This is a genomic window from Alteromonas sp. Mac1 (assembly GCF_001562125.1).
GTDB classification, from domain to species: Bacteria; Pseudomonadota; Gammaproteobacteria; order Enterobacterales; family Alteromonadaceae; genus Alteromonas; species Alteromonas stellipolaris.
Genome location: NZ_CP013932.1, coordinates 2699377 through 2721350, shown reverse-complemented (window position 1 = coordinate 2721350; position 21974 = coordinate 2699377). Strand labels below are relative to the sequence as shown.

The window sequence follows — 21974 nt, the reverse complement described above, 5'->3', positions numbered from 1 at the left end:
CATTCCTACAGGAGCAAATTATGGCACTCGTTGACTGCCCATCGTGCAATAAAAAAACGTCTGACAAAGCAAAAATATGCCCGCATTGTGATTTCAAAATAGGCGATGCTTCCTCAGAAGATATTGAACGTAAGAAAAATCTACAAAAATTCAAAAAGTTACAGAGCATTCAAAATCAATCGCTTATTGCCATGATCATATTTGTGGCGGGATTCGGTTTTATGTATTGGGGCGGAACAAGACCCGGCGACTTGCAACATAATCTCGCTATTGTAGCCAGTATTGCAGGCTTCGTGTGGTATCTTGTCAACCGCGTAAGAATTGTACTTATTAAACGATTCCGTTCATGAATATAGAAGTATTACTAAATAGTATGACGCCAGAGGTGTACGAACGTCTGCGTCAATCGGTGGAAACCGGTAAATGGCTTGATGGTACGCCGTTAAGTGAAGACCAGAAAGCCAGCTGCATGCAAGCAGTTATGCTGTATCAAGCAAAAATTGAGAAATCGTCGGAACATATGACGGTAAATGAAAGCGGCGAAATAGTGCATAAAAGTAAATCAGATTTTAAACGTGCACTTTCCAAGCAAGAAGATGATAACAACACTATAGCGCGGTTTAAACAGGATGATATTTAGTCGGTTCTTTGCTCCTTCTCACACCAGTCAGAATCCCGAAAAAAGACTGGAAGCCATTCAAAACCTGTCACCGGAAAAGCCTACAGACAAAACAATTTTACATGAATTGGCATTTAACGATGCCAATGCTGATGTCAGCCTTGCAGCCTTAAGCAAATTAAATACTTTTGTATTGTGGCTTAAAATGTCACAAAGCGCGCAACATGCGAAAGTGAAAAAAATTGCTGAACGCACCGTTGAAGCCGCATTGATGGGGCAGGGTGATGTCAATATAAACGCGAATGAAAAAGCTTCATTCTTGCGCGAAAGTGCCAATGGTGAATTAATTCAGACCGTGTTGGTTAATGACGCAAGTTTGTTGGCAGACAAAAGCTTAGTAATGACATTGCTTCACAAAGTCGATAAGCCTGCTTTTACTCAAACCATTTTTCTTCAACATGCAGATAACGCACTGCAACAGGCTATTTTAGCCACAATTGAAGATAGTAGTGTGCTACAAAAGCTGGAAAAGAAATGCCGAGATAATGCTATTCACGGTGCTATCGTTGCAAAACTTCAGCTATTAAAAGCGCAAGCTGAAAAGCCTATTGAGTTAATGCGACGTGTTACTTTATGTTTGTCTAAGTACCAAGCGTTGGTAGATAAATCAGATGTTGAAGATATTGATAAGCGCCAAGTTAAATTGTTAGGTGAATATAACGACTTAATGTTAGATGCATCGATATTAAGTGCAGAAGATAAGACGGCAATAGACGCTAAGTTCTCGCGTATTAACGAAAAAGTAATACGCCACTTATCGCGTATTCGACCTGAGTGGGAAGCGCAAAAAGCGGCAAAAGAAAAAGCTGATATAGAAGCTCTCTGTAAGCAGCATTTATCGCATGCTACCACGCAAGTTAATTGGCTTTATGGTGAGCGTTTATGCGAGGCGACTCTTGCTGATGTAGCGGTGGTTAATGAATCGGTACGCGCGTTAGAAGTAAGTGCTGATCACATGGCTTCATTAGGTGGCAGCGCCAAACTGCTTGATGAAGTTCGAGCTGGCATTGCGGCATTAAACAACAGTTTAGAAGCTTTTTCGATGCAACAGCAGTACGGCCAAAAACTTTTGATTTGTTTGTCTCAAGTGGAATCCCTTGCAGAAGAATCTAAGCAGCTGGCGGCAGGTACGCCTATTGAACCAGCAAAAAGTGCCCAAGACGCTAAAGAAAAAGGTGAAAAAGAACAAACTACTGATGTGTCAAAAGCTGCAAGCACTGATGCAACTGAAAGTGCCTCTGTTGAAGACCAAGCTATTCAAAACAAAGCCATTCAAGATCAAGATTTTGAAGACAAGAACGTTAGCCAGAAAACGCCAGAATCGATTGAGGCTGAATTTAAAGCGTTAAGTGAAAAGTATCATAATTTACGCAATGAACTCATTTCAGTACCAAGCGCCCTTAATAAGCGCTGGCATGCAGCTTCGCGCGTTTTCAGTCAGAAAAAACAAGCTAAAAAAGCAGAAGTAGACCACGCGCTTCGTCAGTGCAGAAAACAAATCAGTGTGGTTGATAACTTGATTGCCCAAGGTAAGTACCGCGCGGCTATTACCAAGTTTGAAAAGCTATCTGCAAGCTTCGAATCTATGCCTGAGAATGTGAAAAAACAATTGGCTAAGCGTTTTGAGAAAACCGCTGAAGATATTGCTCACCTTGAAGGCTGGCAAGATTATATCGCGGCGCCTAGAAAACCTGCACTGGTAGAAGAAGCTCAAGCATTAGCGGCTAGCCCTGTTGAAGATATTAAAGAGCGCGGTGAAGCAATTCGTTATTTACGCCAGCAGTGGCTTTCGTTAGGCGCTGGTAGCGACGATGACACACAACAAAGTGCTTTCGACGCTGCATTAGAACTTGCGTTTCAACCTTGTCGCGAACATTACGCAGCATTGGATGCAGAGCGTGAGAAAGCGCTTAAAGCTCGTCAGGCATTGATTGATCAAGTTGCCGCCATCGATTTGTCACAAGACGAAGCTGTGCTGGCAAAAGTGTTCGATAGAACCGTTAAACAATGGCATGAGTGTGGGCAAGTTGAAAAGCGTGATTACGAGTCGTTAAAGCAACGTTGGAATAAAACCATTAGCCCGCTGCAAACGAAAGTGAACCAGTGGCATGGGATGAATAAAAAAGCAAAGCAGGAACTCGTTGCTCAAGCATCAGCGCTGTCAGCACAAGAGGATATTGCTAGTGCCACTGAAACAGCGCAGCAGTTGCAACACAATTGGAAATCCATAGGCCATGCCGGTAAGCGTGATGAAAGCCGATTATGGCGTGAGTTTCGCCTAGCGAATGATGCATTGTTTGGACGCTTAAAAGAGCAGCGTAAGGCACAGTCATCTGCATTTGATGAAACCTTAAATACCCTTTTTACTCAGTTAAATGCCATTGACTCGGAATCTGATGAATCAACGATTGCTAGTTCAATTCAGGATATTGAAACGCGAGCGAAAGATTTGCCTGGTGCAATGCGTGCAAAACTTGATAAGAAAATAACCGTTATTCAAAAGCAACAGCAAACACGTGCTCAGCAGCGCCACGTACGTAAAGTACAGCAGCGTGCTCAATCGGTTATTTCAGTGTTAAGCGAAAGTTTGAGGGCAGGCGATTTTACTAGCATCAGTGATGATGACGCTGACCTACTAGGAAAGCGTTGGAAGTCTGCGTTGTCTAAACCTACACCTGTTCAACAAAGTCGTCATTGGCTAACCGTTGCTTTGGAAGCGGCTACTGATATACCAAGCCCCCAAAGCGATAGCAGTATGCGAACCAATGTACAGCTAACCATGATGACAGCGAAACTAGAGAAAGGTGAGAGCCTATCTCCTGCGCAGTTGTTGGAAGATTGGATTGCGCATGGCAAAGTCGATGACCAAGAGACGCATTTACTTGAACGAGTAGTGAATGTATTGGATAACAACCCAGAGGTGGTTGCTTAAAATGAAAAGCCAAGTTGAGTTTGGTTTTGCCAGTGAAATGACGGCATATCGTTTTATCAACACGGTCAAACACATGGATGTTGATTCACTTGTCGTGAAGTTTGGACGCAGTGATCGTCACGTGTTGGTATCTTACCGTTATGCGGTAGCTGAGTTTGATAGAACGTTGTCAGAGTTAGACGATTTAGCGCGAGAGCTTGGCGGGGAAGAAGTATAAAAAAAGCTGATGGACAAAGTCCATCAGCTTTTCTCGTGATAAAGCGTGAATTAACAGTCTTTATCTTCGGCGTTTGCGCCTTCTTTAACATCTTCACAAGCATCTTCTACTGCGTTGCCTGCGTCTGTTACAATTTCGTCTAGCTCTTCACCAGCGTTTTCTGCTTCACCGTCACCGCATGCGGCAAGTGTTAGTGCGAATGTACCAGCTGCTAAAAGTTTCAATAATGATTTCTGTGAGATCATGTCCGTTCTCCTGTTTCCTAAAAGTATCTTAAAGATATTGAAAGTATCTAAAAGCGTAATAAATTTATGCTCGTGGTGACCGACCGCGTAAGGCATTCGCGACTAGTGAAATGACTAGTAAGGCGATGAACACAAAGAATAAAAATTGTGCGATACCTGTTGCTGCACCTGCGATGCCGCCAAAACCAAAAACTGCTGCAATAATGGCGATAATGAAAAAAGTAATTGCCCAACCTAACATAGCTAAATCCTCTTTTTGCTCCGTTACTGACATAGATACTAATGCGAACTCCGTGCCTAAATGGTAAGCTTATGATTTAAATGGTTTTAATCTTATTTTGTGCTACTTTTGGCTAATGGATTCTTCGTAGGGTAAACAAGGTTTACAGAGCATTTGCACTTTTTACATGGCCGAGGCAGGTAGGAAGCAAAGAAGCATTCACGATTTGCAGATGCTACTATCACTTTTTAACTCTCGTTATTCTAAAGGGCGCGAAATGGCAAAAACTCACTCCGCATTTATAGGTTTAATGCAACGGGCAAGAAATGTGAAACGATGGCCCTTGATGGCACAGTTTCAAGAAGAGATGTTGTCCACACATATCTACGAAGCCTCTATGGTAGCGCATATGTTAGGCGCAATAGCTGCGGATGTGTTTAACGAAGATGTTGACCCTGACCGAGTTGCTGCTATGGCTATATTTCATGAAGGTAGTGAAATTGCGGGTATGAGTGATATTCCAAGCCCGGTTAAATACCACGATCCTGAAACTACTGCGGCTATTAAAAAGTTAGAGCGTAGGTTTGAGGCTATGCTGATTCAAACCTTGCCTGAGCCGCTACAGAAGCGCTACCAGCCTTTAATAGAACAAGATAAAGATGATATTCACGTTCGACTTGCTAAAGCCGCTGATGTGCTATGTGCGTATCTTAAATGTGATTATGAGTTGTCGAAATCCAATTCAGAGTTTTCAAATGCCATGGACGAAATGGAAGTGCAATTGAAGCAGTACCGAGAAAGATTTCAGTCAGTAGAGTACTTTTGCAAAGTATTCTTAGAAGATGCCAAGGGTACCTTGGACGAACAAACTAAAGATCTTGATTGGGTAGAACGAGCCAATACATTACATTTAGATTCAGAGCAAAATTAAACGAAATCATATATAGCTTCGAGGGCTTAAAACAAAACGACCGCCATTTGGCGGTCGTGTTATCAAAACTTACGTATTTCTGTTCGAACCATGCCTATTTAGCGTTATCAGCCTGGTTAGCAAGAATTTCTTCAACAGACATCACGTTTTTCCCTAAACTACCTTGGGTATTGCTCATTCTTACCAGAATAGAAAAGTAAACGTCGTTAATCTGTGTCTGCGTCACCGTGTTTTGCCCCTGACCTGGCACGGGCTGTGCCACCTCGGTACATCCTGACATAGTGCATTGCTGATTGGTGGCAAACGGTTGGGGTTCATCTGTATTGTGGGTTACTGCTCTGGCCATGACGGGCTTTTTATCAACATCAGTTTTGACGATAGCCAACCATTCATAATTATGTTTTTTTGCAAGTTCAGCGGCTCTTCGCAACGCGAATTGCTGAATAACATCCGCAGGTGTGCGATCTGTGGCTTTAAATAATACTCGATATTCATTGTCGGTTAATTGAACGCTAGAGTACCCGTATCCTTCTTTAGTGACCGCTGATTTATAAGGTGTTGGTGAGGCGATAGGGGTGGTGGTGCAAGCGGTAACAAATAAACTGCATGCTAAAGCCGCTATTTTCATTTTTGTTGGTAGGCGCATGGTAATTCCTAGTATTAATTGTAGTGACTATTATTTTAGGAACGAAAGTGCGGTGGTGCGCACGAAAGTCATAATAGCTTGATTTCTTTTGCTCTTGGGGGCGTCAGTTTTTATGCCCTTGTAAGCCCCTGCAGCAACAATACCTAATAATACTTCAGGTTTGCCCATTAGCAGTCGACAGTCTCGCTTCGCCTCTTCAAACGATTCTTCAGCGTGGTGTTTTTGAGCTAGGTAATTATGTTGGCACTGCCTAATGTCCTCCAAGTTCTTTTTCAGAAAAATATTCATGATAAGTGCTCCTTAGTTTTAGACTCACGGACGGCAATTCCGTTTGCTGCTATTTAGTTAAAGACTGCATTAACGTGCTAAGCCGCTTTATATTAATAAAACGGAATGCACTTTGCGCATGCATAAATGCGATAACACTCAATACACTATTAACGAGTAACAATATAACCATAATAAGTAATGCAGGCATACCAGCATGATGCATCGCTAACCCAATACATGAATTGAGCAAAATCCAGCAAAAACCACCTAATGCAAATGCGGTAAGTGCGCCAAATATGCTGACAAAAATAGATTTGGTAATGAGTTGAAGTTCAGCGTTAACCAAGTCGATTAAGGCAAAACCTTGATATTTCTTTTGCGTGAAAAGCGCTTTAAAAGAAGAAAGCGCCTCTTCAAAAGCAATGTCTGGGGGAATGTCGTTAGACGACTCGGATGAAGCGCCGTTTGTGCGTTGCTGGTGAATGCGAAATGTCGCCTGACTTCTCGGAGAAGTCAGGCGAAACGGATTTTCGCTGCTCAGCGTGTATGTGGCACTACGAAAATCTGGTAGAGGCTGCATGCTTTATTTCTTGCGAAATAATGAAGTAACTAACATACCTGCTGCGAAGGCCATACCAGCAGTTGCTAATGGGTTCTCAATAGCGTACTTACGTACACCAGAGGCCTGCCATTTTTGCTCAGCTAAACGTTTTCGTTCAGACATGTTGTCCGCAGAGCGGCTTGCCGTGTTACGAATATTGTCCTCAGCTACGGCCGCACTATCAGCCAGTTTATCAACTGACGAATGAAGTGTTTCTTTTAACTGATCCGTGACTGGGTGACTAGGCTCGGTTACGCTATTCACTTTCGCTGTTTTAGGCGTAGTAGTTTGTGTCGCCATAGTACTCTCCTTAAGTTTGCTAGATTGCACATAGAGAGATGCAACGCTTGTACCAACATTTGTGATTATTTAAGTTGTTGTTTTTAGTTAATTTTATTTCATTTTGAGTTTTAAGGGTTATTCTAAAGTTTAATTTAACGTAAGAGTTGCAAGGTAGGCCGTGTAATAATTTCGTAATCGGTGAGCATCTAACAAATAACGCGGAGGGAAAGTTAGCTACTCGTAGTAGCTAACTGATTCATGTGATGTGTTTTTTTAAGACACCACACTAATTAAATCTTCTTTACTAACAGGCTTTAGAAGTGACTGACTCACACCTAAATGCTTCATAGTATCTTTATCTGGCTCGTTGCCACTCACAATAACCAACTTCGCCTTGGGTTGAATTTGATTCAACTCGGCAGCTAAGTCATATCCATGGTAGTCGGGAAGGGTTAAATCCATCAATACATGGTCAAATACCACTTCGTTCATACGCTCTATAGCATCCGCACCCGTGTTTGCCGTAATGACATCATGGCCTTGATGAACCAAGAATAATTGCAACAACTCTGCTGCATCCTCGTCGTCTTCTATCACTAACACTTTTTTAGCCGTCGGTTGAGGTTGAGTACTTTGTGTCACTGTTTTAACGCTTTCTATCTTCGACACGGCTGGACCTTGAGAGCGAACCAAATATTGGTCGAGCACTTCAGTGAGCGCTGCTCGTTCAATAGGTTTGCCAATAACATTATTAAATCCGTCATCCATTAAAGACTGTTTTAATCCTTTACGGCTAGCGGCTGTGACGGCCACAACTGGTACGTTGCTTTTGTGCCGTCTTATTGCATGTAGGGCTTCAATCCCATTCATTACTGGCATATGGATATCCATTAACACTAAATGAAAGGGGTCGTTATCTTCTTCAGCTTGTAATACTGCCTCTAACGCTTTAACCCCGTTTTCAGCATAAGCTACAGTAGCGTGACATTGACTAACTAAATGCCCGGTTAAGCGGCGAATCTCGCGGATATCATCAACAATCAACACCTTGCCAGTAACTTGTAAATCTAAATTATTGGCCTCAGCCCTGCTAGGTGCCTTAAGCGCAAGATGAGCACGACTTTGCTCGCTAATATCACCGGGATCGATGGAAAACGAAAAGCGACTACCTTTTCCAAAAACGGAATCTACACTAATGCTTCCGCCTAGCTTAGCCACCAGTTCACGGCTAATTGCTAAGCCTAATCCAGCACCGCCATGATTTGCACGCATGATATCTTCGATTTGCTCGAAAGGCTGAAAGATTTTTTCTAGCTTATCGGGTGGCATGCCAATGCCAGTATCTTCAACAATGAAGTGTAACCTTTCGTTCGTTTTCCCCGGCGCTGGTGGACGAACTTCAACGGTGACGGTAATGGTACCAGTATCGGTAAATTTCACAGCGTTACTGACTAAGTTAATTAATACCTGACGCAAACGGGTAGGGTCGGTTTCAATTACTTCCGGTATCTTGGTCTCTGCAATCACATCGAAAACAAGATCTTTGTCTTTCGCGGCTAATCGCATTAATGAGTGGATATCAGTAAGGAAAGGGCTTAAATGCACCTCTTTAATATTAAGTTCAAGTTTGTCCGCCATAATGCGAGACATATCAAGAAGGTCGTTTAACAGGCTAAGTAAGTGCTTCCCATTAGAATAAATAATAGAAAGTTCTTGGGCCAAAGGGTCGTTACCTTTGTCGTCTAATAGCAGCTCTGTGTAACCTAAAATTGATGTAAGCGGAGTACGAAGTTCGTGACCTAAGTGAGCCAAAAACTTATCTTTCGCTTTATTTTGTTGTTCAACTTTATGCCTTTCCAATCGTTCGTTTTCTATCTCTCGTCGAACCATGGCGTAGCGGATGGTTCGCATGAAACGTGGCGACTCAATTTCTGTTTTTTGCAGGTAATCGGCTGCACCTGCTCGCATTACTAATTCGTCAACTTGAGAGTCTGACTGACCAGTTAGAATAACAACAGGAAGGTTGAACTGATTCGATTTAAGCACTTCCAATACATCTACTGCGTTTTCAGCGCCAAGTAGATAGTCGAGCAGACACAAATCGAAATTACGACGCTGTAACGCGTCTATGGCGTCAGCACTGTTGGTTACCCAGGTAAGCTGGAAACGGGGTTCTTCACATTGAAGTAAATAATCTGATGTTAAAAAATAATCATCTTCGTCATCTTCAATCAGTAAAACCCGGATAACTTCGGTCACTGTGCGCTCCATAAAACATTGGTCGTAATGTAGCGCTAAATAACCAGCGCTTTAAAACATAGCGGCACTAATGGCTAGTGCCGTACGGCATGAGTAAAAACTTCTGAGCCCGAAATAGTGACTCACATCAGCTTAAATCGAATTTATATGATTCAATTAATCGTGTGGCAATTCTACAAACTCAATCCAGTAGCGACCTAGCGCGCGCATAAGCTCGACAAGTCCCTCAAAATTCACAGGTTTGGTGATATAGGAAGCACAGCCTAAATCGTATCCTCGAAGCATGTCTTCTTCTTCTTTGGACGTAGTAAGGATGACTACTGGGATCCCACGTAATTTAGGGTCGGTTTTCAATTCTTGCAGCGCTTCTCTGCCGTCTTTACGTGGCATGTTAAGGTCTAACAGAATTAAGCTAGGGCGTGGAAATTTGCTGGCATCTGTGTATTTCCCTTCATGACGTAAAAATTCAAGTAATTCCACGCCATCTTCAACACAAAATAAGTTGTTTAACACACGGCTTTCTTTCAGTGCGTCTACGGTTAATAGACGATCGTCCTCATCGTCATCTGCCATAAGGATATTAATAGGTTGGGTTTGTTTACGCGTCATGTGTGGTATCTCCATTATTATTTAGAGAGCCAAAAGGCTCGCTGTTTATTGGCAGAAGGATAGTAAAGGTTGCGCCTTCTCCTGGCGAGCTTTTTGCCGAAATTTGACCATTGTGGCGTTCAACAATGCGTCGGCATACCGCTAGGCCAATCCCTGTTCCTTTGTATTCGCTTCGTCCGTGCAAGCGTTGGAACGGGGCAAAAATCTTTTCTGCAAAACTCTGTTCAAAGCCAATACCGTTGTCTGAGATTTGGATTTTAATCCAGTCATACTCGTCAGCTAACAATATGTCTTTCATATCAGCTTCACTTGGTGGTGTCGCCGTAATTTCAATAAGGGGGGCTTTGTCGGCGGTTTGAAATTTTAGCGCATTTGACAGCAAGTTTAGAAACAGCTGATCAATTTGTGATTTGTCTGCGCGAATAGTCGGAATGTCTTGCACAATAACATTGGCGCCTTTTTCCTCAATGGCTATTTCTAAATCACCCAGCACACCATCGATGACATCACCGACATTCACTTGCTCAAAGTCTTTACCTCGGGTAGAAACGCGAGAAAAAGACAACAGGTCAGAAATCAACATAGACATCCGTTCTGCCGCATTCAGCATACGTGCAAGAAAATCTTGTCCTCGTTCATCCATAACATCTCTATAGCCAGAATCTAACCGGTTACCAAAAGCTCGAATTTTTCGTAGGGGCTCTTGCAGGTCGTGAGACGCTACAAAAGCAAAGTCCTCAAGTTCTCGGTTGCTGCGGGCCAACTCATCTGAATATATACGGAGCTCTTGGGTTCGCTCTGAAATTTTGTGCTCTAAATCTTCGTTCACATCAACCAGGATATCTTTATGTTTTTCATTTTCTCTAATGTTGGCTTTTAACAACAAGAAAATTGAGATAATGAGAAACAGGGTGGTACCTGAAGAAATTAATAATGTATTCACTGAGTCACGTCTTAGCTTCATCAAACTGGCTAAGTGCGTACCTTGAATATCCCTTTCAGAGGAATCGATGCGTTCGAACATATTCTCGAAGTCGTTGTATAAATCAAGGCCTTTATCGCTTTCAAGTAATGTGAAGGCTTGCTCTAAATCACCTACTCTTACTAGCTCTACAATTCGCACCATGCCGTTAATTTTAACGCGAGTAAGGGCGAGTAGCTTTTCAATCCGTTCTGATTGTTCCGGCAAATCAGACGCCAAAGCACTCACTTCAACTTCATCTGCAAGGGCCGTGAAGTTATTCAGCGTTTGTGTGTACTCCTCCAAATAAGCTTCATCTTCAGTAAGAAGGAAACCACGCTGACCTGATTCGGCGCGCAAAACGGCCACGTGCAATTTGTTTACCGCACTTATTACGCGACTGGTGGTAAACAAGCGCGCTTCTAGGGCTGATAAGTCATCAAGGGTTTGCACCACATAAAATGAATTCGCAGTAATAATAGCAATCACGAATACCACCATGATTACCCAGCTGTATAGCGAAGACAAAACTTTGTTTAGCATTACATCAATCCAATAATGTGTCGCCAAAATCTGAAGTCATTTCAGAAAGGGAGTCACTGCAGTCTTTAGCACTGGAAATTATTTTATCCAATGCTGCCATCGCTTTTTGGGCGGGAACTTCACCATTAAGCGCCATTTTTACCAATTCAGCTTGCATGGAAATGCGATTCAGCGGTTTGCGTGCATCGTGTACATAGGTGCTCAATCGGGCAAACTCATCTTCAGTCATAACTTTTTCCTGCCTTACTAGTCTTCTTTGACCAAATCGCCATACGCGTGAAGTCGGTTGTATAGGGTCTTGGTACTTATGCCAAGCATCTCAGCGGCCATGGTTTTATTCCCATTAACCTTCTCAAGCGTTGCGTAAATAAGTTCCTTTTCAACATCTTCAATAGTACGTCCTGCTTGGAGTGCTGGCGCTGTACTTTGTTTTTTAGCAAAAGGCGATTCAATCGTTTTAGGAAGCTCTATTACCTGTTTTGTCGGATCGCTCATAATGGCGGCGCGATGAACAAAGTGGCGCAATTCACGTACGTTACCTGGCCAATCGTAGGCTTGTAACGTGTTTAGCTGGCTTTCTTGCCAACTAAATTTAGAGCCATTATCTTTATTAAATTCTTCAATAAAGGTTTTTGCTAATAGAGGGATATCTTCTTTGCGTTCGCGCAAAGTGGGTATGGTGATTGGAAACACCGCAAGTCTGAAGTAGATATCTTCACGCAGCACTTTGCTTTGTGCTATTTCTTCCATGGTTCGGTTGGTCGCTGACACCACGCGGCAATTAACCGGGATAGTTTTAGTACCGCCAACACGGATAACCACTTTGTTTTCCAATACGCGCAGTAAGTTTGGCTGCATGTCGATAGGCATCTCAGTGATTTCATCCAAGAACAAACATCCGCCTTCAGCTTGTTCGAAAACACCTTCTTTACGTCCAACTGCGCCTGTAAATGCGCCTTTCTCGTGGCCAAATAATTCACTACCAATCAATTCTTTTGAAAAGGCACCGCAGTTGGTCACTACGTAAGGGCCTTCACTTTCTGAAGCGCGGTGAATGGCGGCTGCAACCACCTCTTTACCTACACCACTTTCGCCAAGTAGCATAACGTTTGCGCTTGTTCTGCTTACTCTCTCAATTAATTTGTAGAGTTCTTTCATTGGCGCAGATTCACCAATAAGCAAGTCGAAATGCTTTTCGATTTTTTCGCTGGTATCTTCAGCAACTTTAGGTTTCCCCGTTAATACTGCTTCAATGTCTTCACGTTGAATAGGCTTAACAAGGTAATCAATATTGGGGCCGCATAAACCTTTAATGACGCCTTTTACCGATGGGTGTCCGGTAATAAGGGTAATGCGTGGACGTTTGGGAAGTGCGTCAAGTTCATCGAACAAGTGTGCGCCGCTGCCATCTGGCAACATGAAATCAAGTAATACATGGTCGAAGGTTTCTTTCTTTAACCAGTCTCGCGCTTCACCTAATGTGGCAGCAGTTAGAACTTCGTGGCCGAGAAACTCAATAATAGTGCAGGCCACCTCGGTAAACTCGGCATCATCATCTACAAGTAAAACAGTTAACACTTGAATATCCCTTTTTTAATTGACCAACCACTTCCTGATAGCTTGTCTCAGCACATTGGATGGGTAAGTTGACCAGATTTTATAATTATTTGTGCATTATTACATTCAAACGCAGACGTTGTCGCATTCATACTCAACTTTGGTTGAGTTGGGCATCAATATCTTGGGGCTGACCTCAAGATGCGATCCTCGCATCATGCAAAAGAGGGCTAGCTAAACATAATTCACACACTGACATATCTTTTTCTGATAAAGCACATATTGTGCCGATTGCTACCAAAAAAGCACAAATTTGAACGCTGACCCACTCCAGTGGCACAGTTATCGCATTATCAATCTCACAGTAGTTCTATAACCAAACGCGAAAATTCAGCGCTTGTACGTATTTTTCTGAAAAATTTATCTCAGATTATTATTTACGGGTTAGCGCAAAATATAATCGTTGAGCCCGGTAATACTGCTGAATTAATTTAATTTTTGATGGAATACCCAAAGCGTATTGCGCTTCGCTATCACACAAGACGCATAGGTTTCAATGGAAATGAGGCATAAGCTTCAAGCCATAAATAGGGAATAAAAATGTTTGAGGAAACTGGCGCAAGGTCAATGACACTTTATGAGTTGTTGGGCAAGATGCAGCCCAAAAACACTACCGACGCCATGGCGTTTTCCGAGTTCTGGAATGCCATGGAAAAGAGGGGGTTTGGACCCATGTTGGCTTTACCTGCGTTTATTGCAGCAACGCCCATAGGAGCCATTCCTGGTGTACCTACCATAACCGGTGTGACAATTTTACTGATAGCAATGCAAATTTTACTCGGTCGCCGTCATCCGTGGCTTCCCGCTACCATTATGAAAATTGAAATGGACGCTGATCGAATTGAATTTTTGGTTAATAAAATGAAACCTGTGGCAGTGCGATTTGACCGATTCTTAATGCCACGGTGGTTTTTTATGCGTCAACCAGTGTTTCGTTCATTGATTGCACTTAGCTGCGCGGCGTGTGGATTGCTGATGGTACCATTAGAATTAGTACCCTTCATGGGGTTAATACCGGCGTTTGCCGTATTGATTATGGCTATAGGTATGGCAACGGATGACGGCGCTGTAGCACTCTTTGGGCTATCCATTGCCCTATTTGGTTTCTTGTATGGCGGCCAACAAATTGCGCTTGGTATTGGGTAAACCAAGCGCTGGCTATACTTGGAATTGGACAAACTAGATATTGGTTAAAATACCCGAGTTCTTGCTTCTGAGGTTTTACGTTAAGTACAGCTTGGCTATAACACTTTTGCTATAACTGTGTTCCCACAGCTTATGCTAACGATGCAGAGACTCTGTACATTGATCAAGCATGCCATCAGCAGAGGGAAGATGCATCGATTGATATCTAAGTTCACCGATAAAGCTTCTTGCTGCGGGCCCTAGGCCGTCACCATCTTCAAATGTAAGATAAAGCATGGCTCGGCGTAATCCACTGTTGCTATCAATTGGAAGCGGCAGCAACAGCCCTTCTTCTAATTCTTTTTTGATGATAGCGATAGGGATCCAAGCAAACCCAAGTCCTTGAGAAATCATATCTACCGACGTTCTAATATGGCTAACCGTCCAGCGCTGATCGGCGCCAAGCCAACCTGCATCAACTTTACGTTCAGCCGATGAATCTCTTACTACTATTTGGCGATGCGACTTGAGATCTTCTAATGTTAATGCGCGGTCGAGTGCGTGCAGAGGGTGGTTGACATGTGCTACCGCAGCAAAGTCTATCTCGCATAAATCTTCACTGAAACCGCCGGGGTAGGGGAAAGGTGAAATCGCGATATCGACATTGCCACTATCAAGTAGGGAGTTTGCGCCGCTTAATACAGTTTCTTCAATCTCGATACGCAGCAGCGGGAATTCTTCAGACACTTTGCTCAGTACGTTATAGAGTAAGTCTGATGGAAAAATAATATCAACGGCGATACGAAGAAGGGTTTCAGTTCCTGCTTGTAAGCTAGCCGCTACCGCTTCTAACTTTTGAGCTTCATTCAAAACGAACGCTGCTCGACGATACATCAACTCCCCTTGAGGAGACAGTTTTACCTTACGTCCACTGTTTTCGAACAGCACAACGCCAATGGCATTTTCTAACTTTTGAACCGCGTGATGCACACTAGATTGGCTCTTGTGCACTAATGCGGCAGCTTGATTGAAGCCTCCAGCATCTACCACAGCCTTAAACATGCGCCATTGTTCTAACGTAGATTTTAACATCGCGAGCTCTAATCGATTATTCTGTCACTGTATAGAGCGGTTATACCACAAGCGACCAGAGGCTGTCAGCGCTTATGCGTCGGTGGCTTGCTTAATATCGCCTATTGAGCAGGTTACCACGCTCACGTTGTCATACCCCATGTTCATTAGCTGTTCGGCTGCTAATTTAGCGCGAATACCCGAGGCGCAATGAATATAGATTGGAAACTTAGCATCTTTACATTTTTCAATAACTTTCATCTCTATCACGCCACGAGGAATATTTAATGCAGCTTCTACCGGGCTAGACGCTGCCTCTGCGGGCTCACGAACATCAAGTAATAAACCATGATTAGAAGATATTTCCTGCATCGCTTCTTTAGCCGTAATACAACGTAGCGGGAAAGGGATATTAGCGAGTCTAGTAGTGATATCAATTAACATTAGAACACCTTGAAAAATAATGATGAGTTTACTATATAAGGAAATGGTTATATTTTCTAGCACCTATTTTCATTATATATTTTATAAAAAATGACATTGAGTTTTGGCGTTCGCCGCTATAGTAGTATACTTTAGTATAAGATGGCGGGTTGGTAGCTCGTCTACGTAAATTTATAAGTGAGTTGTTATGACTGATAATCTAGCCGTTGATAATCTATCTGTAGATACGAGCGAAATGGCTCAATATACAATGGAAGCTGAGCTCTATCTAAAGCAGTTGGCGAATAAAACCCGTTTAATGGTTCTTTGCTCTTTAGTGGATAAAGAGTTATCTGTTACCCAAATGTTAGACCAAGTAGACGTTTCTCAGCCTGTGATTTCACAGCATTTGGCCCTATTAAGAGAATCTAAAATGGTGGCCACACGCCGTGACGGACAAACCATTTACTATCGACTAGCCGACGAAAGAGTGAAGCAAACTATTGGCCTGCTCCACAAGTTCTTTTGCGCTCAGAACGATTAACCTTAGTTAAAACTTTGCTAAAAGACAATTAATCGCTCTTGCTCAAATGGCACTCGACTTAGTTAGACAAGCTTCGCATTCGCTATCAAGGCCTCTACGTATGCAGTGTCACCCAATTTATCAAGGTCAACTTCCGGTCTAGCCATCAACCCCTCGTGGGTTAGGACGACCGAGACATTATGTGAAGACCAATCGATATTCTTGATGTCTGAGGGCAGGACTGCAAGCTTTTTACCACCCGGTAGCCAGTTGTTTGTATCTACCACTAACAACTGAATTTGCCAACCTTCAGTATCAAATATGAAATCGCTGATGTGCCCAACATTGTCGTCTTGGGTGGCCACTTCGTAACCACTGATTTCGCCGCAAGCTCTTAGATGATTGTCAGGTTTATTATCTAACTCCTCTTTCCCCATGGCTGCTAACTCAGGATCGGCTAGTTGGTTTGGGTGAGCGAAATCGCCCCACGCGCCAGGGCCAATCCAGTAATAGCCGTAGCCAAAGTAACGAAATAGCGTTTCTTCGAATTCTCTTGAAACGGGTTTGTGCTCGTCAATTGATGGGCTGTTCTTAAGCGTGTCTGCCGTCATGGATACATCAACGGTTTCTTCTTCCCGATCAACACGTGTGACCGAAATAGGTGAAATAACCACTTTCCTGCTAAGGGGAAGCCACGTATTTGTATCGGCAACTACATATCTAACAACGAAATCTTTATCGTCGAAGAGTATATCTCGTACGCCGCCTATGTCCTTATCGGTAGCATGAATTGAAAAATGTTTAATCTGTTTATATGACACCATCATCGCTGCGCCTCCTTTGCCTTCAGGCTTGGGTAATTCATTAGATATTGTTCTACTATTTTCCAACAGCGTGGTTTGCGTAAAATAGCAATTTCACAATGCTAAGTTATTAATATAGAACCATCTGTTTGAACATTACAAATATGCAAAGATTTGTTCGGGCGCAATCTAGATATGGATCAACAAACAGGTTGAATAGCGAGGGAAATATCACAAATAGAGGCAACCAGCCCGATTTGCACCAAGCTGGTTGATAAGAGGTCGAATCTAAAATTAGGCTACATCAAATGCTTCATCGCTGTAATCTTCATCGTAATCCGATTGGTTACTCGCAGCGCTGCTATGTAATGTGTAGAAGTGTTTCTTGCCTCGAGATAAGCGTACGTACTTGGCCCAAGTGCGCTCTAAAGCGTTTTCAGCTTCTACTTTACCACTGATAAAGTCTAGAAAGTGACGCTCATCATCTGTCTCTGGAGATAGCTCCCCGCATTCTAGTGCCAGTAAGGTCTTTCCATAACCGGTTAGTATATCTGCCTCACCAATACTGAAGTCGCCAGATTTTCGAAAGCCATAAGGAAATTTTTGTCTATCTATAAAAGGTTTTTGAGAAACGCGAATTGATAAATTTTTCATGGTTGTACCCAGCATTGAGTTGTCTTCAAGCGAACTTTTAAGACAAAAGAATCAGAACATAAAACAAAACATTTTTTCCTTCTCAATAAAAAATTTTGTTGGAAAATATAACGCCAAAAAATGTACGAGTTTATGGGGCGTGAAAAACGTGAATTTTCAGATTCTGCTCCTTTTTAAGATGCCCAAATCATTGAAATTTAGTCTATTTATTAATTTTTTTGATGTGGCGATGAAAAGGCGGTCAGGTGTAGGTGAATTGAGACGACGAAGCGAAATACATGACCAAAACTCACTACAAAAAATTATTGTCGCAACGATGAGAAAAATTCGTTTTCTATTTTTGGCGCCAAGATAATAATGACGAAGTGGCAATAACCTAGAGATAGACATGAGTAAAGACTATCGTTACCAAAGTGAAGAATTGGACTCGGTAGAAGAGGAAAACTTTCACACCAAGAAGGTGGGCACTAAGCGCCACCAAAGCGTAAAGAATAAACAGAATCGTGACTTACAACGTCGAGAGAAACAGCGCCGTTTGATGCACGAAGGCAGTTAATACGCTTCTTAGTTGAAAATAAATACAACGCACTGCTTTTATAGCAGTGCGTTGCTGTGCTTTTGTGTTTACATGCCGTATTATCTGTGACAATTTACAATCACTTATTTATCGGTTTTGTAAGAAGCATGGATATACGCTTTCTCACCACATTTATTGAAGTTGCAAAAACCCGACATTTTGGCAAAGCAGCTGAAAATCTTTATTTAACGCAATCTGCGGTAAGTGCGCGGATCAAGTTGCTAGAAGAATACTTTCATACCACGCTTTTCATACGTCAGCGAAATAGTATTCAGCTAACCCAATCGGGTGAAAAGCTGTTGCCGTACGCACGGCAGCTTTGCAGTACGCTAAATGAAGCCAAGCAAGAACTGCAAATTCAGTCTTCTGAATATGTGGTATGCGGGGCAACGCAGTTAGCCAGTGAATTAATGTTGCCTACCACCTTAAGCCACCTTCATAACACATTTCCTGATTGGTCTGTTAAAGCAGAAGTACTTTCTCTCGATGGCCTGTCTCGTCAATTGCACGAGCGGGTAACTGATTTGGCTTTTTCAACCGAGCCGCTAAAGTCAGAAGAAGTTAAAAGTGAAGTGTTACTAGAAAACCAATTAGGGTTATACCGAATTGGCGAAGGCAGTGATGTAGTCGACGCGGCAGAGTTTGTAGCCATTGATTGGGGCAGCAAAGCCAGAGATTTATTGCTTACGTTATACCCTCAACTTCGTGATGCTAAATTACGTACGAACTCGCTCAACTTAGCGCTAAATAACCTACAATATGAGGGTGGCGTTGCTGTACTTCCTGAAGGAACGGTAAATCAACTTGATCCAACTATCGCAATTTCACTAATACAGCCTTTAGAAGGTATAACCATGAAAGTTTATCTTCACACCATGAAACAAGTCAGGCGTGTAGGGCTAGAAGCCTTAATTACCAGCGTATCGGCCATACACCCAGTCTAATAGCAAAGAGAAAATTATGACAACTCAACACCCATTATTACAGATGAACGCATTCGAACGCTTAGAAGCCAGCGTTGAATTAATTAAAACGTCGGGCAAACTTTTTATTCTTAAAGATGAACATGGTTGCGTGATGTTAACGACAGACGATGAAGATGGTATTCCAGTATGGCCGGAATCATCTCTTGCTTTGCTATGGGCAACTGAAGACTGGTCAGACTGTGAAGCGATGGAAATTTCTACCAAAGACTTTCTTACCAAATGGGTGGGCGGCATGACGCAAGATAACCTTACGGTGATGGTTTGTCCGGTACCAGGAGAGGAAGGTGAAGTGATGGAACCAGAGGAATTTGCACAGCAAATTTAATGATCTCATCATTTGCTTTTAGCGTTTCAATATTACCGGACTATCATGATTGAAGAGGAGCTACCATGTTTACTGAACAACCGACTATGAGCAGTTTGTTTGAACAGTTAGGGCTAGATAGCAGCGATGAAGCGATAGACAGTTTTATTGAAACGCACAAAGGCTTAAATAAGAGCCAACATATTTTCCAAGCGCCCTTCTGGTCTGAAAGCCAAGCAGCTTTCTTGAAAACGGCTATCGAAGACGACGCCGATTGGGCTGAAATTATCGACCAACTCAATGTGCGGTTGCACTAGTCGCCTGACGATAAATTATTAATTCTTGATTCTAAATCGGCAAGGGTGGCTTTTACTTCTAGTAAAGCCGCCTTTAGTGTTTCAACGGTATCAGCACTTTCGCTTTTGCTTTCACTTTCGCCGTTATCGTTATACCCACCTCGCTGACAAAATGTGTGGTTATAGCGTATTTCTCTTTTACCAGACTCTCTTGGTAATGAGAAAATAAGTGCATCTGGCTGGTAAGCAAGTAAGCTGCTGATGGTTGCTTCTACATCGCTGATATCAGCAAATTGTGCTAAACGCTGGCACCGTCCTCGCAATTCACCGGGTGTTTGCGGTCCGCGCAATAAGAGTTCGGTAATAATGGCTTGCTGATGATCGCTAAGTTTTATATCTCCAAATTCGGTATTACAAAAACGGTGGGAATATTTGTCTACTCGGCTACCATAGCCTGATGAAGCTTGAACAATTCGTTTACCTTTCAATCCATCAAGTATTTTAATGACTTCGTCTTCAGTTAACTGAGTGACGGGTAATCGGTTACTTTTTTGGTTACATCCATTGGTGAGCGCATTAAGCGATAAAGGGTATTGTTCGGGCGTAGTCACTGACTTTTCAAGTAGTACACCAATAACACGTGCTTCCATATCAGATAAAGGTGTGGTCATGATAAATATTCGGTCTTTAAGTATTTACGTATGAAAGTATAGTAACAACTCTCATGGAAGTTTTATATTCTAACCTGAAAGCAGTTAAAGGAGTGGTTAAGGTTTGATAACGCCGAAAAAAGAGGAGCTTTGGTTTTTGCCATTAGGGGGTACTGGGGAAATAGGCATGAACCTGAACCTGTATGGGCATGACGGCAAATGGTTAATGGTAGATTGTGGAGTGTCGTTCGATGAACCGCTTATTCCTCCTTATCGCTATACTGGTACAAAAAAGCAAACCCATCACAGGGTAGTTGCGCCAGATCCCGCTTTCATTGCGGCGCAAAAAGAGAATATTGCCGGCATTGTTATCACTCATGCGCATGAAGATCATGTAGGCGCATTACCGTATTTATGGGCACGTTTTCAGTGCCCCATCTATACCACTTCTTTTACTGCCGAAGTATTACGCCGTAAACTTGCGCAAACCAAATTAGCCAACAAAGTACCTATAGTAGAGATAGCCTCTGAACAAACGCTGACATTAGGGCCCTTTGATGTAAGCTGGTTATCAGTAACCCATTCGCTGCCCGAACCTTATGCGTTAAAAATAGCCACGTCAGCGGGCACGGTTTTACATACTGCCGACTGGAAAATTGACGCGCAGCCAATTACCGGTAAGCCTTTTGACAGTAATACCTATCGCGCCTTGGGGAACGAAAACATTCTTGCCATGGTTGGAGATTCAACCAACGCGACAAAACCAGGTTTCTCCATCTCTGAACGCAATTGCTACGACGGTTTGTTGAGCACAGTTAAACCACTGCAGGGCAGAGTCGTCGTTACCTGTTTTGGTAGTAATATCGCGCGATTAATTACCCTAGCTAGGGTGGCCCAAAAAACCGGGCGTTACGTTGCTCTATACGGGCGCTCTCTTATCAATATGTACAGCATTGCCCGCCAACAAGGAATCTGGCCTGTAGACTTGCCAGTGGCAGATGCGTTTCATTTAGGCTACTTACCACCAAATGAAGTGCTCGGTGTGGCAACAGGCAGTCAGGGGGAGAAAAATACCGCCCTTTCTAGAATGGCCAACGACAGTCACCCTCATTTACAATTAGACAAAGGCGATACCGTTATTTATTCCGCTATTGCCATACCGGGTAACGAAGACAGCATTAAGCGAGTAAATAATGTGCTTAGTGCTAGAGGCGTAAAAGTAATCATGAGTGAAGAGAGTCAGCTGCCTATTCATGCAAGTGGTCACCCATGCGCCGAAGAACTCAAACTCATGTACCATTGGGTGAAGCCACAAATTGCTATTCCTGTGCATGGCGAAGAGGTGCACCTTAAAGCTCATGCGATGATTGCCAAAGAATGTGGTGTAAAAAAACACTACGTGGGGCAAAACGGTGACTTGTATCGGTTAGCTCCTCAACCAAGCATTCGACGGCAAGTTATTAATACTGGGCGAGTTCCTGTTCAGCAAGATTAATCAAGTTTAACGCAAGCACGTCTTAGGAACTTAGTGGTACTGGCTGCAATTTACT

The 21974-nt window shown here is 42.8% G+C and carries 28 protein-coding genes; 12 read left to right on the top strand and 16 right to left on the bottom strand.

From position 1 onward, the window contains the following. Positions 1-20: 20 nt before the first annotated feature. The 4 genes from AV939_RS11625 to AV939_RS11610 are packed head-to-tail and all read left to right on the top strand — an operon-like array spanning position 21 to position 3828. Positions 21-350, top strand: a complete 330-nt coding sequence (locus AV939_RS11625; protein ID WP_013783656.1) for a zinc ribbon domain-containing protein — start codon at positions 21-23, stop codon at positions 348-350. Next, a complete protein-coding gene (locus AV939_RS11620; RefSeq protein ID WP_013783657.1) occupies positions 347-640 on the top strand; it encodes a YeaC family protein in 294 nt (97 codons plus the stop codon). Before AV939_RS11625 ends, AV939_RS11620 begins: the two co-directional genes overlap by 4 nt. Continuing rightward, positions 630-3611 (top strand): DUF349 domain-containing protein, encoded by a 2982-nt coding sequence (locus AV939_RS11615; RefSeq protein WP_061997704.1) that lies wholly within the window; start codon positions 630-632, stop codon positions 3609-3611. The genes AV939_RS11620 and AV939_RS11615 overlap by 11 nt, the downstream gene beginning before the upstream one ends. Before the next feature lies 1 nt (position 3612). Then, complete coding sequence (locus tag AV939_RS11610; protein ID WP_061997703.1) at positions 3613-3828, top strand: hypothetical protein; 216 nt, start codon at positions 3613-3615, stop codon at positions 3826-3828. A gap of 50 nt (positions 3829-3878) precedes the next feature. Here AV939_RS11610 and AV939_RS11605 read toward each other — a convergent pair whose 3' ends face one another. After that, positions 3879-4073, bottom strand: a complete 195-nt coding sequence (locus AV939_RS11605; RefSeq protein ID WP_057791228.1) for a hypothetical protein — start codon at positions 4071-4073, stop codon at positions 3879-3881. A 64-nt stretch (positions 4074-4137) separates the two neighbouring features. After that, entirely contained in the window at positions 4138-4314 is a 177-nt protein-coding gene (locus tag AV939_RS11600; protein ID WP_041452796.1) for a DUF1328 domain-containing protein, read from the bottom strand. Between the two features lie 256 nt (positions 4315-4570). Here AV939_RS11600 and yfbR point away from each other — a divergent pair, with 256 nt between their 5' ends. Further along, positions 4571-5224 carry a 5'-deoxynucleotidase gene (gene yfbR / locus AV939_RS11595; RefSeq protein ID WP_061998206.1) on the top strand — a complete coding sequence of 218 codons (654 nt, stop codon included), beginning with the start codon at positions 4571-4573 and terminating at the stop codon, positions 5222-5224. 94 nt (positions 5225-5318) lie between these two features. On the opposite strand, the gene AV939_RS11590 is transcribed toward yfbR, so the two are convergent. The 9 genes from AV939_RS11590 to AV939_RS11550 all read right to left on the bottom strand — a co-directional run bounded on the left by AV939_RS11590 (position 5319) and on the right by AV939_RS11550 (position 12973). Beyond that, on the bottom strand, positions 5319-5870 hold the full coding sequence (locus AV939_RS11590) for a CC0125/CC1285 family lipoprotein (RefSeq protein WP_061997702.1): 552 nt from the start codon (positions 5868-5870) through the stop codon (positions 5319-5321). Positions 5871-5900: 30 nt separating this feature from the next. Beyond that, a complete protein-coding gene (locus AV939_RS11585; RefSeq protein WP_061997701.1) occupies positions 5901-6158 on the bottom strand; it encodes a hypothetical protein in 258 nt (85 codons plus the stop codon). A gap of 49 nt (positions 6159-6207) precedes the next feature. Then, complete coding sequence (locus AV939_RS11580) at positions 6208-6720, bottom strand: hypothetical protein (RefSeq protein ID WP_061997700.1); 513 nt, start codon at positions 6718-6720, stop codon at positions 6208-6210. Between the two features lie 3 nt (positions 6721-6723). After that, positions 6724-7041 (bottom strand): hypothetical protein, encoded by a 318-nt coding sequence (locus tag AV939_RS11575; RefSeq protein WP_057791236.1) that lies wholly within the window; start codon positions 7039-7041, stop codon positions 6724-6726. A 255-nt stretch (positions 7042-7296) separates the two neighbouring features. Beyond that, a complete protein-coding gene (locus AV939_RS11570) occupies positions 7297-9282 on the bottom strand; it encodes a response regulator (RefSeq protein ID WP_061997699.1) in 1986 nt (661 codons plus the stop codon). A gap of 156 nt (positions 9283-9438) precedes the next feature. After that, positions 9439-9891 (bottom strand): response regulator, encoded by a 453-nt coding sequence (locus tag AV939_RS11565; RefSeq protein ID WP_057791240.1) that lies wholly within the window; start codon positions 9889-9891, stop codon positions 9439-9441. Next, positions 9881-11395 carry a sensor histidine kinase gene (locus AV939_RS11560; protein ID WP_061997698.1) on the bottom strand — a complete coding sequence of 505 codons (1515 nt, stop codon included), beginning with the start codon at positions 11393-11395 and terminating at the stop codon, positions 9881-9883. The genes AV939_RS11565 and AV939_RS11560 overlap by 11 nt, the downstream gene beginning before the upstream one ends. A 4-nt stretch (positions 11396-11399) precedes the next feature. After that, positions 11400-11624, bottom strand: a complete 225-nt coding sequence (locus tag AV939_RS11555) for a hypothetical protein (RefSeq protein ID WP_057791242.1) — start codon at positions 11622-11624, stop codon at positions 11400-11402. Positions 11625-11641: 17 nt separating this feature from the next. Next, on the bottom strand, positions 11642-12973 hold the full coding sequence (locus AV939_RS11550; protein WP_061997697.1) for a sigma-54-dependent transcriptional regulator: 1332 nt from the start codon (positions 12971-12973) through the stop codon (positions 11642-11644). Positions 12974-13552: 579 nt separating this feature from the next. On the opposite strand from AV939_RS11550, the gene AV939_RS11545 reads away from it, so the two are divergent. Beyond that, on the top strand, positions 13553-14158 hold the full coding sequence (locus AV939_RS11545) for an exopolysaccharide biosynthesis protein (protein WP_057791247.1): 606 nt from the start codon (positions 13553-13555) through the stop codon (positions 14156-14158). Positions 14159-14293: 135 nt separating this feature from the next. Here AV939_RS11545 and AV939_RS11540 read toward each other — a convergent pair whose 3' ends face one another. Both AV939_RS11540 and AV939_RS11535 read right to left on the bottom strand, forming a co-directional pair. Beyond that, positions 14294-15229, bottom strand: coding sequence for a LysR family transcriptional regulator (locus AV939_RS11540; RefSeq protein ID WP_061997696.1), 936 nt, complete (start codon positions 15227-15229; stop codon positions 14294-14296). 72 nt (positions 15230-15301) lie between these two features. Then, entirely contained in the window at positions 15302-15652 is a 351-nt protein-coding gene (locus tag AV939_RS11535) for a rhodanese-like domain-containing protein (RefSeq protein ID WP_057791249.1), read from the bottom strand. A 187-nt stretch (positions 15653-15839) separates the two neighbouring features. Between AV939_RS11535 and AV939_RS11530 the strand changes: the two genes are divergently transcribed. Then, the gene (locus tag AV939_RS11530) at positions 15840-16175 is read left to right on the top strand and encodes an ArsR/SmtB family transcription factor (protein WP_057791250.1); all 336 of its coding nucleotides are present in this window, start codon (positions 15840-15842) and stop codon (positions 16173-16175) included. A gap of 62 nt (positions 16176-16237) precedes the next feature. Here AV939_RS11530 and AV939_RS11525 read toward each other — a convergent pair whose 3' ends face one another. Both AV939_RS11525 and maoP read right to left on the bottom strand, forming a co-directional pair. After that, positions 16238-16981, bottom strand: a complete 744-nt coding sequence (locus tag AV939_RS11525) for a PRC-barrel domain-containing protein (RefSeq protein WP_057791251.1) — start codon at positions 16979-16981, stop codon at positions 16238-16240. A 270-nt stretch (positions 16982-17251) separates the two neighbouring features. Continuing rightward, positions 17252-17611 (bottom strand): DUF413 domain-containing protein, encoded by a 360-nt coding sequence (gene maoP / locus AV939_RS11520; protein WP_057791253.1) that lies wholly within the window; start codon positions 17609-17611, stop codon positions 17252-17254. Between the two features lie 388 nt (positions 17612-17999). Between maoP and AV939_RS20285 the strand changes: the two genes are divergently transcribed. The 4 genes from AV939_RS20285 to AV939_RS11500 all read left to right on the top strand — a co-directional run bounded on the left by AV939_RS20285 (position 18000) and on the right by AV939_RS11500 (position 19795). Beyond that, positions 18000-18167: a hypothetical protein gene (locus AV939_RS20285; protein WP_167347521.1), complete on the top strand. Its 168-nt coding sequence runs from the start codon at positions 18000-18002 to the stop codon at positions 18165-18167. 128 nt (positions 18168-18295) lie between these two features. Continuing rightward, the gene (locus AV939_RS11510; RefSeq protein ID WP_061997694.1) at positions 18296-19132 is read left to right on the top strand and encodes a LysR family transcriptional regulator; all 837 of its coding nucleotides are present in this window, start codon (positions 18296-18298) and stop codon (positions 19130-19132) included. A 16-nt stretch (positions 19133-19148) separates the two neighbouring features. Further along, on the top strand, positions 19149-19499 hold the full coding sequence (locus tag AV939_RS11505; RefSeq protein ID WP_057791259.1) for a DUF2750 domain-containing protein: 351 nt from the start codon (positions 19149-19151) through the stop codon (positions 19497-19499). Between the two features lie 65 nt (positions 19500-19564). Next, entirely contained in the window at positions 19565-19795 is a 231-nt protein-coding gene (locus AV939_RS11500) for a DUF2789 domain-containing protein (RefSeq protein WP_057791262.1), read from the top strand. Here the strand turns inward: AV939_RS11500 and AV939_RS11495 are convergent. Continuing rightward, positions 19792-20445, bottom strand: a complete 654-nt coding sequence (locus tag AV939_RS11495) for a YceH family protein (protein ID WP_061997693.1) — start codon at positions 20443-20445, stop codon at positions 19792-19794. The two genes, AV939_RS11500 and AV939_RS11495, sit on opposite strands and share 4 nt — an antisense overlap. Positions 20446-20611: 166 nt before the next feature. On the opposite strand from AV939_RS11495, the gene AV939_RS11490 reads away from it, so the two are divergent. Then, entirely contained in the window at positions 20612-21919 is a 1308-nt protein-coding gene (locus AV939_RS11490; protein WP_372620420.1) for a ribonuclease J, read from the top strand. Positions 21920-21974 lie beyond the last annotated feature (55 nt).